This is a genomic window from Aequorivita vitellina, from assembly GCF_022008365.1.
GTDB lineage: Bacteria > Bacteroidota > Bacteroidia > Flavobacteriales > Flavobacteriaceae > Aequorivita > Aequorivita vitellina.
Map to the genome: position 1 here is coordinate 46,320 of NZ_JAIRBA010000012.1, position 13,070 is coordinate 59,389.

Sequence of the window (13,070 nt, forward strand, 5' to 3'; positions counted from 1 at the left end):
AAAATGGAGCAATTAACGACTTTTTACGGCTACGGAACCTTTCATAATAACGTGTAAACTGCAAAAATAATTGAAATCTTCTGTTATTACTTTTGAAAACTTATCGCCTGGATTCATCGGTTTCGATGTCCATTTTTTATTGATCTCGGTAACATCGTGCGGAACGATATCTTTGTTTACCCACGCTACAATATCTCCTTTATTTACAACAATGTTTTGCGGATCAAATTTCATTTGATGGATAGTAACAACATGGGTTACGGCTTTAGTAGTATTGACACTTTCACTTTTAAAACTCGAAGTAATTACAAATACACCAATTAACACTAGGCTCAATGTTGAAAATATTGCAACTGATTTTTGAAATGTTTTCATTATTTTGAGATTTTACTTTGGGCCATTTCGGCGTGCCCTAAGTGTGTTTCTAAAATTGGCAAGGCAACTTTAAGTAATGCTTTTAATTCGGCATTTTGCGATTGTGGAATCAATAGACCTTTTACCGCACTAATTACGGCTTTGTGATAGGCAACTTCGTTAGCTACGTATGCTTTGTCGAATGCGTCGCCTTTCGCAGCTTTTAATTTTTTGGTCGTTGCTTCGGCTTGTTGTAATAATGATTCGCTTACTTTACTATCTTCGGGCACAACTCCAAGTTTGGTGACTAGGGCCACAGCTTGTTCTATAATTGCGTTGTGATCTGCAATCATTGTTTGAGCGAATTCGCGTATATCGGGGTTTTTAGAACGTTCCATTGCAAGTTTGGCGTAATCTACGTCTATTTGATTTGCAACAACAGCTACTTTGGCAATTTCGGCATCGTTAAGTTGCGGCGTGTCCTGTGCAAATCCAAAAGTGGATACTAATAACATTACGAATAAAGAGGCCAGTACTTTAATTTTTAAAATTGTTTTCATGATATTTGTTTTAAATGGTTTATGTTTTATTGATTTGATGACAAGACATAACCCAGGTTACAATCCATGTAGATTTTAATAAAACTTTGGCAAACCCCAATTTATTTATTGGGAAGAATTAAGACTATTTTATTCTTTTTAGAATTTAAATTTCATTTTATTAAAAGCCTTTAAAAAATGTTTTTTTCGTTACTTTTAAACGAAATTTTTATACAGTTACAACTTTGAAGATATCATTCGCCTTTTTTACACTTCTTTTTTTTCTTACATTTTGCTTACATGCACAAAACCAATTAGACGACAGGGTTTACAAAACGTACGATGCGCTCGTGGGGCAGGACAATACAGGGCTTTACAACGGCACCGAATTTACAGACTTGTTTTTAAACACAGATGGAAGCTACCGCTATTTTAATGCGTTTGATTACACCAAAGGTTCTGTAACCTACAAAGGACAATATTATGTAAATGTATTATTGAAATACGACCTTTTGGAAGATAATTTACTAACCCGCTCTGAGGACAATTTGAGCATTTTTAATGTGAAGTTAATCCCCCAATTTGTCAATTCATTTTCAATATACAATCGTCATTTTGTGCGGCTTACCGATACCAATTTAAACCTATCCGGAAACGGTTATTTTGAAGTGGCCGTTCTGGGCAACGATTTAGAATTGTACATAAAACACACAAAAAAGAAAAAGGACAAAGCTTTAAAAAGCGGGATTCAATACAGGTTTTCTGAAGCCGATTTCTATATTTTGAAAAGCGACGGAAAGTACAATATAGTAAGCTCTCCAAGAGATATGCGGAAAATACTTCCGCAAAAAGAAGAAGAAATAAAATCGTATTATAAAACTTATAAAAAACGCTACAAATCTAATCCCAATGTTTTTATGGCGAATCTCGTAAAATACCTCGATGGCCCTAAAATGGAAAAAAATCAATTATAATTTTGAAGTCGAATTTCTCCGTACAATATAGATTTTTTGCCATTGCAATTTTTCTGTTCACTACCGCCGTTTCTTTTGCACAAAACGATACTCATATTACGGTAACATTTAATCACACACCTTTAAAGGAAGCAGTTTTAAAAGTGGAAACGCTTTCAAACAAAACCTTCTATTTTGATGAAACGTGGCTGAAAGGACATTTTGTAACCAAAGATTTTAAAAACGAATCGCTTCGCACCGTGTTGGACGATCTTTTCAGCAATACCAATATCAACTATGTTTTAAAGGATGGAAAGGTGATTTTACTGAACAACACTTATGTTTACACGCTATTGCCAACAGATTTTTTCAACGAAGCCAAACCCGATGAAAAAGAATTTGACGACAATAACAATGCACCCATATTTCAGGAAGAATACGCGTCTAATGCTATTCAAACCAGAAAGCTGGTAACTATTGGCAAACAAACACCAAATGCTGCCAACAAAACGTACACGCTTTCGGGTGTTTTTAAAAATGCGAAAACGGGCGAGCCACTTCAAAATCTTTCCATTTCAACCACAGATAGAAGTAAATATGCGGTAACCGATTCCGAAGGACGCTACAGCATTCGCTTGCCGTACGGGTTGAATAAATTAGAAACAAATCTTTTGGGTTTTGAACGTATTCGTCAAGACGTAGTTATGTATGGCGATGGCAGTTTAAATATTGAACTGCGCGAAAACACAGAGTCGCTAGATGAAGTGGTTGTAAAATCTAACAAAGACGCCAATGTTCGCGATGCAGTTGTGGGCGTTACAAATATTAATATTGAATCGGTTAAAACCATTCCGTTGGTTTTGGGGGAGCGAGACATATTAAAAGTTGCAACCACAATGCCAGGAATTAAAACTGCGGGTGAAGGCTCCAGCGGTTTCAACGTGCGTGGCGGGCGCGCGGATCAAAACCTTATTTTGTTGGACGATGCCGTGCTTTACAATCCTTCACATTTTTTGGGATTCTTTTCGGCAGTAAATCCGTTTACTACGGGGAGTTTAGAAATCTATAAAGCCAGCATCCCTGCGGAATACGGGGGGAGGCTTTCTTCAGTTTTTGATATTGAAACCAAATCTGGCGATATGGAAAAATTTAAAGGCGAAGGTTCTGTTGGGCCAATAACCGCCAATCTTGCCGTAGAAGTTCCAGTTGTTAAAGGTAAAGCCTCAGTAATTGCAGGTTTCCGTGCTACGTATTCCGATTGGATTTTAAGAAGTTTAGACGAAGAAGAACTAAAAAACAGTGAAGCTTCCTTTTATGATGGCATTGTAAAGTATAAGCATAATATAGACAGCGACAATTCTATTCAAGGTACCGTATATTATAGTAAAGACCGTTTCAGCATAACTTCAGATTCAATTTTTGATTATAACAACCGTTTAATTTCATTGAAATACGGTCACAATTTTAGCGATAAAAGTAGGGCAGAGGTAATTTTTGTGAATAGCCAATACGAGTACGGAATTAATTATGAAGCAGACGCCAACCAGGATTTCGACTTTGGTTACCAACTCAACGAATATCAGGCAAAGCTTAATTTATCGTATAAAATAAACAAACAACACAAACTAAGTTACGGGGTGAGCAGCAAACTGTACGCAATAGATCCGGGCGATATTGAGCCTATTGGAATAAATTCTGATGTGCAACCAAAAACCTTAGATCGCGAAAAAGGTTTGGAGTCTGCCATCTATCTTTCAGATTTATTTGAAGTAAATAAAAACCTATTATTAGATGTGGGGCTGCGCTATTCGTTTTATGCCGCGTTGGGTGAAGCCACTCAAAATGTTTACAAAGAAGGTGTTCCCAAAAGTGAAAGTTCAATTGTAGAAGTTAAAACCTATGACAAAAACGAAGTAATTGAAACCTACGGCGGCCCGGAATACAGAATTTCGGCACGTTATTTATTGGGGAGTGATTTTTCGGTGAAGGCGGGTTTTAACAGAACAATTCAATATTTACATCTTCTTTCAACAAACACCACGCAATCGCCAACAGATATTTGGAAACTTTCCGATTTAAACATCGCGCCACAACGCGCCAATCAATACAGTTTGGGCTTCTTTAAAAACCTGCCCGGAAAAGATGTAGAGTTCAGTTTAGAAGGATACTATAAAACAATGACCGATTTGCTCGATTATAAAATTGGAGCCCAATTAATTTTAAACGATAAACTGGAAACCGAATTATTACAAGGGGAAGGAAAAGCCTACGGTATCGAATTTCTGGTGAAGAAAAATGCGGGAAAATTTAATGGGTATTTGGGGTACAGTTATTCCCGTTCGCAAGTAAAACTAGATAGTCAGCTAATGCAGGAACGCGTAAACAACGGCGAATTTTTCCCTGCAAATTACGATAAACCACATGATTTTTCGTTGGTGGCTAATTACAAGCTAACCAAGCGTTTTAGTTTTTCGGGAAACTTCACCTATCAAACTGGACGACCAATTACGTATCCAATTGGTCGTTATGTTTTTGCGGGTGAAGAACAGGTGCTGTACAGCGACCGCAATCAATTTCGAATACCAGATTATTACAGGTTAGACTTGGGGGTTAATATTGAAGGCAGCCATAAATTGAAGAAACTAGCGCATAGTTTTATCAATATTTCGGTGTATAATGTGTTAGGAAGAAACAACCCATATTCCGTATTTTTTGTGAATGAAGCTGGAGAAATAAAAGCGTACAAAACTTCTATATTTTCCGTACCTGTTCCTACAATAACCTATAATTTTAAGTTTTAGAAAAGATGAAAACAAAGATTTTATTTAGTGTTTTTTTCGCAATTTTTCTCGCACAGTGGGGATGTACCGAACCATACGAAATTGAAACCGTAGAATTTGAAAGTGTCTTGGTGGTAGAAAGCACAATTACCGATGAATTGAAACCACAAATTGTGAAGCTTAGCAAGACTTCAACTTTAGAAAATCCTGCAATTTTATATGAAAAAAATGCAACAGTCGCCGTTAACTCCAGTAATGGCAACAACTTTGGTTTTTCATGGAATAATGAAAAAAATTACTATGTTTCCGATTTACCTTTTAAAGCCGAACCAAATGTTAGTTATACCTTAAACATAATTACCCAAGACGGAAAGCACTACAAGTCGTCTGTCGTTAACTTGCCTCCAAAGGTTGAAATGAATGAAGTTTATCCCGAACGCATTGACGATCCTACAGCAGAGAAGGATGGCGTGCAGGTACTGGTAAATACTGAAGATCCTACGGGCAATGCTAAATATTTTAGATACGAATATGAAGAAACCTATAAAATTGTAGCGCCCAATCCGTCGCCCTATTTTGCTGAAATTATAAATCACGATCCAATGGCAGGAACATACGAAATTGTTCTTACACCCAGAGAACCCGAAGAAATTTGCTACTCAACAGAATATTCAACAGGTATTGTGCAAACTTCTACCACCGAACTAAACGAGAATAGAGTTTTTAGATTTCCTGTAAAATATATGGACAAAACCGATGCTAAATTTCAAACGCGATACAGCATTTTGGTGAGGCAATACGTGCAGAGCGTAGAAGCTTTTACTTTTTATAAAATTGTGAAAGAACTTGGCAGCGTTGAAAGTTTACTATCGCAAAGTCAGCCAGGTTATGTAGCCGGTAATATGGTTTCAGAAGCAAACCCCAACGAAAAAGTTTTGGGTTTCTTTGAAGCTTCTTCAATGACTAAGAAGAGAATATACTTTAATTATGAAGACGTAGGCTTAGAAAAACCGCCGTATTTTATAGACTGCGAAGTGTTGACATTAGATTATAACGATGCAACGGTTTTGGATAACGATCTCGATGAACGCGCGGCATTATATCAACTTTTAACTTATGATGACTATCAAGTTATCGGCGCAAACTCACGCCTTATTTATAGAATTGTGCAGCCCCAATGCAGTGTTTGCACTTATTTTTCATCAAATGTAAGACCCGATTTTTGGGAAGATTAATTATGGTCAAAAAATTAAATTTTATATTATTTCTTTTCGTTGGACTGACTGTTATGGCTCAAATTCCGAAGGATGAAGTTTTACTTGATAGCAGTGTGTTTCCGAAAGAAAATGTAAAGCTTGTTGTAAATTCAAACGTTTTGCTTGCTGGGGAATTACTTCAGTATAAAGGGTTTATCCTTAATGCTTCCAAGAAAAAAAGTGCGCTGAGCAAAATACTGTACGTTTCATTGCGAAACGCGAACGATTCTGTAGTTTTCAACCATAAACTGAAAGTTGAAAACGCAACTGTAAATGGAGATTTCTTTGTCCCTTCCAACTTAAAAACAGGGATTTATAAGCTGATTGGTTACACTAATTTTTCAAAAAACAATATAAACGATGCATTTACCCAAGTGAATATTTTCATTATAAATACGTTTGTAAAAAGTGAAGTAGCCCCCGCTGCAAAAGAGACCGTTGAAATTGCAGCTTCACCCGAAAAAGTTGGTGATGTTTTAACGAATAAAGCTAATACCAAATCACTTAAAATAAAACTGAACAAACAATCTTTCGGCCTGCGCGAAAAGGTGACTTTAAATATAGAAAATACCGATAATAACGATAACGGAAGCTATGTGCTTTCTGTTCGAAAGGTTAATCCGGTTGAAATTATTGGAGAAATTGCAAAAGCATCTAAATCTAAATCTTCGGCAATGTTTTACGTGCCCGAGCTTCGTGGCGAACTCATTTCGGGTCTGGTTGTTTCAAAACAAGACAATATACCTGCGGCGAACAAGGAAGTGGCGCTAACCATTCCCGGTGAAGATTATATTTTTAAAATTGCAAAAACCAATGCGCAGGGGCGTTTTTTCTTTTCGGTAGATGAAACCTATAATGCTGAAGAAAGTATTTTACAATTGTATGGCAATGAAGCGTATCGCAGTGCGTACAACTTGGTTTTGGATTCAAAAGACTTCAAATTAAATGAAGAAGAATACAATTTAAAATTAGACAAGCAATTGAAAGATTGGCTACTGGAACGCAGCGTGCAGTTGCAAGTAGAGAACGCTTATTACGATACAAAAAGAGATAGTATTTTAACAAAAAAAACAAATACAGCGTTTTACGATAATTTGGGAACAGTCTTTTTATTAGACGATTACACGCGTTTCCCTACAGTTAGAGAAACTTTTATTGAAGTGGTTACGCTTGCCGCCGTAAGAGGCACTGGCAGCGATACAAGGTTTTTAGTTTACAATGCATACGACCCAAATAGAATAGCGAAATTCAACAGTATAGACCCATTGGTGTTGATGGACGGAATGCTGGTACAAGACTATTCTGAATTACTAAATTACAATGCGCGCAATATAGAAAGTGTGCGTGTTGTAACTGAACCTTATCGGTATGGCCCAAAAATTTACAGTGGAATAATTGCTGTGGAAACTAAAGAAAAGGACTTTGTTCCGAGGCATACAAACGATTATGTAGCAGAGATAAATTTACCACCCGCTGTAAAGAATAAAAAATATTATCGTCCAGATTATAGCGATAAAGTTCAACTTTCTAGAATACCCGATTATAGGGTTCAATTACTTTGGCAACCAGAGATAAACCTTTCTAAGGAGGGATTTACTACTTCATTTTATACTTCAGATGTTTCGGGAGTTTATGAGATTTTAATAACGGGATTTTCTAAAAATGGATTGCACATTCTCAATAAATATTATTTTAAAGTTTCGAAAAATTAACATATTTTGTTAAAATTTTTGCATAAATGTTAAAATATGTCGCATAAATAATTTATCTTTCATTTTAATTTAACTGAAATTTTAAATTTAAAAGGTTATGCTTCATTGGAAAGCGACATATATAATATTAGCCATTGTCTTCGGAGTTATTGGTTTTATTGGTATTGGAGAAGAAGGTGGTTTAGAGCCAGCCAAATATATTTGCGGGATTTTTATAATTTTATTGGTAACAACTTGGGCCACAGAATTTAGCGGAAGAAAACGCGGATAATCTGCTGTTAAAGTTTTAATAAAGATTATTTTAAATCAAATAATTTCAGTAATTTTATTTCATTATCATATCGGGGTGCTTAAGTTTTAAAAACAGCTGAGAATACACTCGTAAAACTTCAAAATGGATAATGCCAACGGAAGGAATATGATTTGCAAAGGGAACTTAGATTTTTTAAATCTTGTTCCCTTTGTTTTTTGTTTCAATTAATTATTGTGTTCAATTCTTTTAAAGCTCATCTGAAGCTTCCGGCTGCCCACTCATCATTAAATAAGCTTTCAAAAAACCATCAATTTCGCCATTTAACACATTGTCTGTATTTCCGGTTTCGTGGCCGGTACGCACGTCTTTCACTAATTTATAGGGGTGTAAAACGTAATTGCGTATTTGTGAGCCCCATTCAATAGCCATCTTGCTGTCTTCAATTTCGGCGCGTTGGGCCATTTGTTTGCGAAGTTCAATTTCATAAAGTTGCGATTTCAACATTTGCATAGCCTTTTCCCGATTTTCTAACTGGCTGCGGGTTTCACTGTTGTGAATAACAATTCCCGAAGGGTGGTGGGTAAGGATGGCTTTGGTTTCAACCTTGTTTACATTTTGTCCGCCAGCGCCGCCGCTTCGTGCAAAATCCCACGATATATCGGCTGGATTGATATCAATTTCAATAGTGTCATCTACCAATGGATAAACGTAAACACTAACGAAACTGGTATGCCGCTTGGCATTACTGTCGAATGGTGAAATGCGTACCAATCTGTGTACACCATTTTCACTTTTTAACCAACCAAAGGCGAATTCGCCGGCAATCTCTAAGGTTACCGTTTTAACTCCGGCAACATCGCCCGCTTGAAAGTTGAGTTCTTTTACTTTGTAATCGTGTTTTTGAGCCCACATTAAGTACATGCGCATTAGCATTTCTGCCCAGTCGCAACTTTCGGTGCCACCAGCGCCGGCGGTAATTTGTAGCACCGCGCTCATATCATCGCCTTCATCGCCAAGCATGTTTTTAAATTCAAGTGTTTCAATTGCGCTTTCGGCTTTTTCAAATGCCGCATTTACTTGCTCGGGAGTGCCTTCGCCTTCTTTTTGAAATTCAAGTAAAATTTCGGCTTCTTCGGTAAGTGTTTTGGCTGTTTCGTAATCGGAGACCCATTTCTTTTTGGTGCGCAGAACCTTCATAAACGCTTCGGCTTCTTGGGTATTGTTCCAAAAATTGGGGTCGAAAGTTTTTTCTTCTTCGTTGGTAATTTCTACTTTTTTTCCGGCAATGTCAAAGATAGTGCCTCAAAGCATCTAACCGCACTTTAAGGTCTTTTATTTGGTCTGTTGAAGTCATATATACAAGCCCGCAGAGACGGGAAATTTTTTAATTAAATGAATTTGAAACGAATTTTCCAGTTGCAATTGCAGCAAAAATACCATTAACTTAGTGAGAAGAAAGATTTTTTCGGCTAATTTTATACTTTCTTAATTTTTGAATTTCCAAAATACTTAAATCACTTAAAACCATTATTATGAAAAATATACTTTTTTTATTCGCGCTTTTATTAGGCACGACTGGTTTCGCACAAAACGACGAAGCTTATGTAAATTCATTAGTTGCACAAAAATTTGCTGAATTGGAGCTGCAACAAAATCAAGAATATTTTTTGAGGAAAGATTATTGCGATGGACAGGTAATGATTTTTAATATGCCCGATGGCAGCCTTTGCACCTCGTCATCTACCTATTATGCAGTTTATGTTTTTTGGAAAGAAAGTGACTCTGTTTTGAAAATTCAGAAATTTGACAACTGCGGAAGTTATATGCCTATTAGTATTAGCAGAAGTAAAGTTTTTGTAAAAGCAATAGCAGATAGAGATGCGTTGATGAATGGCGAAGTGAAACCTTATAAAGGTGAACAAGTAGATGAAAATGCCTTTGGAAATATGAGCGTAGAATCTTGCCATAAAGCTTATAAATTTGTTTTAGGCGGTATTAAATTCGAAAAAAAATTCAGAGAATTTGATTTAACGAACGAGTCGAAATATAAAAACGTAAATGCCGAACACAACAACTCGCTTCAATTGATAAAACTAGACGAATTAATTTCTGAATTGGTTAATCATTTTGAAGATAACGGCAAATTTATTAGAGAGCGATAATATGATTATAGATTTAAGAAGTGACACAGTTACCCAGCCTACGACAGGAATGCTGCAGGCAATTTTAAATGCTAAGGTTGGCGATGATGTTTATAAAGAAGACCCATCTGCAAATAAGCTTGAGCAAAAACTCGCCGAAATGTTTAGCATGGACGCAGCGTTGTTTTTTCCCACGGGCAGCATGGCCAATCAAGCCGCAATTAAAATGCTTACTCAGCCAGGGGAACAACTAATTACAGATAAATGGGCCCACGTTTATAATTACGAGGGGGGTGGCGTTTCGTTTAATAGTGGCGTTTCCTGCAAACTTTTGGATGGCAATCGCGGGATGATTACGGCAAAACAAGTGGAAGAAAACATTAATCCACCCGATTTTTACCACAGTCCGCTCACAAGTTTGGTGTGTTTAGAAAACACAACAAATAAAGGTGGAGGAGCGTGTTATGATTTTTCTGAAATTGAAAAAATTAGAACAGTGTGTAATTCACACGGTTTGGGGCTCCATCTTGACGGTGCACGAATATGGAACGCGTTAGTAGCAAAAAAGGAAGATCCAAAAACCTACGGAAAAGTTTTCGATACGATATCAGTCTGTTTGAGCAAAGGTTTAGGCACGCCCTTGGGCAGTGTATTGCTCGGTAAAAAAGATATAATGAAAAAAGCCATGCGTGTTCGCAAAGTGTTGGGCGGCGGCATGCGGCAGATTGGTTTTATGGCTGCGGCAGGTATTTATGCTTTGGACAATCATTTGGAACGTTTGGCCGAAGACCATAAAAAAGCTGCTGAAATTGCCGAAACACTTTCGCAACAATCGTATATAAAAATGGTGGAACCTACCGAAACGAATATTGTAATATTTTACTTATCGCAAGCTGTTTCCGAAGAAAAATTTATGGACGATTTACTTCAGAAAAATATTAGAATTAGTTCAATGGGGCAAGGAAAACTTCGCATTGTAACACACTTAGATTACACGAACCAAATGCACGAAACCTTTCTTGGTGTATTGAAAAATTATTCGAAATAAAATTTTAGTTATGCTCGACTTTTCAGCTTCATATACCGATTTGTATCAATTAACGATGGCTCAGGTTTATTTTAAAACGAAACCCAAAAGTGTGGCCGTGTTTGATTATTATTTTCGAAATAATCCTTTTAACGGGGGCTACACTATTTTTGCTGGTTTAGAAAATATTCTTCATATACTCGAAAATTTGCGCTTCACAAAAGAAGATATAAGTTTTCTGAAAATGCACGATTTTGAAGCAGATTTTTTAGAGTACCTTACAGATTTTAAGTTTAACGGAAGTATTTTTTCTGTTAAAGAAGGTGACGTAGTTTTTCCAAATAGACCCATTTTGCAAGTAACAGGCAATATAATGGAAGTGCAAATAATAGAAACTGTTTTACTAAACATATTAAACTTCCAAACACTTATTGCAACAAAAGCCAGTCGCATTCGCCACAGCGCAGGCGCTAGAATTTTAATAGATATGGGCTTACGTCGCGCGCATGCAACGGGTGGCTATTTTGCAACGCGTGCAGCTGCTATTGGAGGCTTTAGTAGTTCCAGTAATGTAATAGCTGCGAGAGATTTTGATATTGCAGCGTCTGGTACTATGGCGCATTCATTTATACAAAGTTATACTAATGAACTACAAGCTTTTCGCGATTTTGCTAAAACACGACCAAAAAATTGTGTGCTTCTTGTAGATACTTACAACACGCTAAAAAGTGGCTTACCCAATGCAATTACAGTTGCAAAGGAAATGGAAAAGCGTGGCGACAAGTTGTTGGGAGTGCGTTTAGATAGTGGAGATTTGGCTTATCTCGCCAAAGCAACTCGCAAACTGCTCGATGCGGAAGGATTAGCATACGTAAAAATTGTTGCGTCAAATCAATTAAATGAATATGTTATAAAGAGTTTGAACGAACAAAATGCACCAATCGATATTTTTGGCGTGGGAACAAATTTGGTAACAGGAAAACCCGATGCCGCTTTGGACGGGGTGTATAAACTTTCAGAATACAACGGCAAAGCTCGTATAAAACTGTCAGAAAATATTATTAAAATATCGCTTCCTTCCAAAAAGCAAGTTTATAGAATGATTGACGATCACGGAATGTTTTATGGTGCAGACGTTGTGGGGCTTGCTTCGGAAGAAACAATATCGCAAATGCTCCATCCTTTCGATTCAAATAAAAGTTTGGACCTCCAAAACTTTACGCACGAAGTTTTGTTGAAAGAAGTAATGACCAACGGGAACAGAACTATAGAAAAGCAAACAGTAGCCGAAATTGCGAAGTACGCACAAACCCGTTTATCACTTTTACCCGAAGAATACAAGCGTTTTCAAAATCCGCATATTTACAAAATTGGTTTGAGTGAAAAACTTAAAAACACGCGTGATCGCTTGGTTACAGAACATAAATTTTAAATGATGAAAACACTTATAATTGTTGACGCACAGAATGATTTTATGCCGGGCGGCTCGCTTCCGGTGCCCAATGGAGACCAAATAGTCTCGGTAATTAACACCATACAACCTAAGTTTGATTTGGTTGTTGCTTCTCAAGATTGGCATCCGCAAAATCATATTAGTTTTGCGTCAAACCATCCTGAAAAGGATGTTTTTGGCACCATAGAAATACAGGGCCAATCGCAAACTTTATGGCCAGACCATTGTGTTCAAAATACAAATGGCGCCCGCTTTCACCCAAAACTCAACACCGATTGTTGGGAAGCAATTTTCCGAAAGGGTACAGACCCAAGTATCGATAGTTACAGCGCTTTTTATGACAACGGGCATTTAAAATCTACTGGGCTTGCCGGCTATTTAAAAGAAAAAGGTTCTTCGCAACTTTTCTTTTGCGGACTGGCTGCAGATATTTGTGTGTACTATTCTATTTTTGATGCTTTTAAAGAAGGGTTCGCTTGTTTTTTTATTGAAGATGCTTCAAAAGCTTTGGATGCTGAAAGGTTCGAAAAAATGAAAGCCGAAATGGTATATCACGGAATCCAAATTATTTCTTCAAAAGAAATTTAGGGTGAAAGTTCGTT

12 protein-coding genes and 1 riboswitch are annotated in these 13,070 nt (G+C 36.9%); of the genes, 9 read left to right on the forward strand and 3 right to left on the reverse strand.

Annotated features, from left to right (window positions below):
- Window positions 1–12: 12 nt before the first annotated feature.
- Both K8089_RS07920 and K8089_RS07925 read right to left on the reverse strand, forming a co-directional pair.
- Window positions 13–375, reverse strand: coding sequence for a plastocyanin/azurin family copper-binding protein (locus K8089_RS07920; RefSeq protein WP_237602738.1), 363 nt, complete (start codon window positions 373–375; stop codon window positions 13–15).
- A complete protein-coding gene (locus tag K8089_RS07925) occupies window positions 375–914 on the reverse strand; it encodes a DUF4142 domain-containing protein (RefSeq protein WP_237602739.1) in 540 nt (179 codons plus the stop codon). The genes K8089_RS07920 and K8089_RS07925 overlap by 1 nt, the downstream gene beginning before the upstream one ends.
- Window positions 915–1,138: 224 nt before the next feature.
- Between K8089_RS07925 and K8089_RS07930 the strand changes: the two genes are divergently transcribed.
- From K8089_RS07930 to K8089_RS07950, 5 genes are all read left to right on the forward strand, one after another.
- Window positions 1,139–1,867, forward strand: coding sequence for a hypothetical protein (locus K8089_RS07930; RefSeq protein WP_237602740.1), 729 nt, complete (start codon window positions 1,139–1,141; stop codon window positions 1,865–1,867).
- A 2-nt stretch (window positions 1,868–1,869) separates the two neighbouring features.
- Window positions 1,870–4,647, forward strand: coding sequence for a carboxypeptidase-like regulatory domain-containing protein (locus K8089_RS07935; RefSeq protein WP_237602741.1), 2,778 nt, complete (start codon window positions 1,870–1,872; stop codon window positions 4,645–4,647).
- A gap of 5 nt (window positions 4,648–4,652) precedes the next feature.
- Window positions 4,653–5,861 (forward strand): DUF4249 domain-containing protein, encoded by a 1,209-nt coding sequence (locus K8089_RS07940; protein WP_237602742.1) that lies wholly within the window; start codon window positions 4,653–4,655, stop codon window positions 5,859–5,861.
- Between the two features lie 2 nt (window positions 5,862–5,863).
- A complete protein-coding gene (locus tag K8089_RS07945) occupies window positions 5,864–7,594 on the forward strand; it encodes a hypothetical protein (protein ID WP_237602743.1) in 1,731 nt (576 codons plus the stop codon).
- Between the two features lie 97 nt (window positions 7,595–7,691).
- Window positions 7,692–7,865: a DUF1328 family protein gene (locus K8089_RS07950; RefSeq protein ID WP_237602744.1), complete on the forward strand. Its 174-nt coding sequence runs from the start codon at window positions 7,692–7,694 to the stop codon at window positions 7,863–7,865.
- Between the two features lie 61 nt (window positions 7,866–7,926).
- A riboswitch (TPP riboswitch) is annotated at window positions 7,927–8,027 on the forward strand.
- Between the two features lie 66 nt (window positions 8,028–8,093).
- Here K8089_RS07950 and prfB read toward each other — a convergent pair.
- A protein-coding gene (prfB, locus tag K8089_RS07955; protein WP_237602745.1) for a peptide chain release factor 2 occupies window positions 8,094–9,201 on the reverse strand; the annotation gives its coding sequence in 2 pieces (ribosomal slippage) (window positions 8,094–9,137 and window positions 9,139–9,201; 1,107 coding nt in all).
- Window positions 9,202–9,379: 178 nt separating this feature from the next.
- On the opposite strand from prfB, the gene K8089_RS07960 reads away from it, so the two are divergent.
- Genes K8089_RS07960 through pncA form a run of 4 tightly spaced genes read left to right on the forward strand, consistent with a single transcriptional unit; the run spans window position 9,380 to window position 13,056 of the window.
- Complete coding sequence (locus K8089_RS07960; protein WP_237602746.1) at window positions 9,380–10,009, forward strand: hypothetical protein; 630 nt, start codon at window positions 9,380–9,382, stop codon at window positions 10,007–10,009.
- A 1-nt stretch (window position 10,010) separates the two neighbouring features.
- Window positions 10,011–11,036, forward strand: a complete 1,026-nt coding sequence (locus K8089_RS07965) for a threonine aldolase family protein (protein WP_237602747.1) — start codon at window positions 10,011–10,013, stop codon at window positions 11,034–11,036.
- Window positions 11,037–11,046: 10 nt separating this feature from the next.
- The gene (locus tag K8089_RS07970; RefSeq protein WP_237602748.1) at window positions 11,047–12,447 is read left to right on the forward strand and encodes a nicotinate phosphoribosyltransferase; all 1,401 of its coding nucleotides are present in this window, start codon (window positions 11,047–11,049) and stop codon (window positions 12,445–12,447) included.
- A 3-nt stretch (window positions 12,448–12,450) separates the two neighbouring features.
- Window positions 12,451–13,056, forward strand: coding sequence for a bifunctional nicotinamidase/pyrazinamidase (gene pncA / locus K8089_RS07975; protein WP_237602772.1), 606 nt, complete (start codon window positions 12,451–12,453; stop codon window positions 13,054–13,056).
- Window positions 13,057–13,070 lie beyond the last annotated feature (14 nt).

Coding starts and splice junctions, on each gene's coding strand:
- K8089_RS07950 (WP_237602744.1), top strand. CDS start 7,692: ATGCTTCATTGGAAAGCGACATATATAATATTAGCCATTGTCTTCGGA.
- pncA (WP_237602772.1), top strand. CDS start 12,451: ATGAAAACACTTATAATTGTTGACGCACAGAATGATTTTATGCCGGGC.
- K8089_RS07920 (WP_237602738.1), bottom strand. CDS start 375: ATGAAAACATTTCAAAAATCAGTTGCAATATTTTCAACATTGAGCCTA.
- K8089_RS07940 (WP_237602742.1), top strand. CDS start 4,653: ATGAAAACAAAGATTTTATTTAGTGTTTTTTTCGCAATTTTTCTCGCA.
- K8089_RS07970 (WP_237602748.1), top strand. CDS start 11,047: ATGCTCGACTTTTCAGCTTCATATACCGATTTGTATCAATTAACGATG.
- K8089_RS07965 (WP_237602747.1), top strand. CDS start 10,011: ATGATTATAGATTTAAGAAGTGACACAGTTACCCAGCCTACGACAGGA.
- K8089_RS07925 (WP_237602739.1), bottom strand. CDS start 914: ATGAAAACAATTTTAAAAATTAAAGTACTGGCCTCTTTATTCGTAATG.
- K8089_RS07945 (WP_237602743.1), top strand. CDS start 5,864: ATGGTCAAAAAATTAAATTTTATATTATTTCTTTTCGTTGGACTGACT.
- K8089_RS07960 (WP_237602746.1), top strand. CDS start 9,380: ATGAAAAATATACTTTTTTTATTCGCGCTTTTATTAGGCACGACTGGT.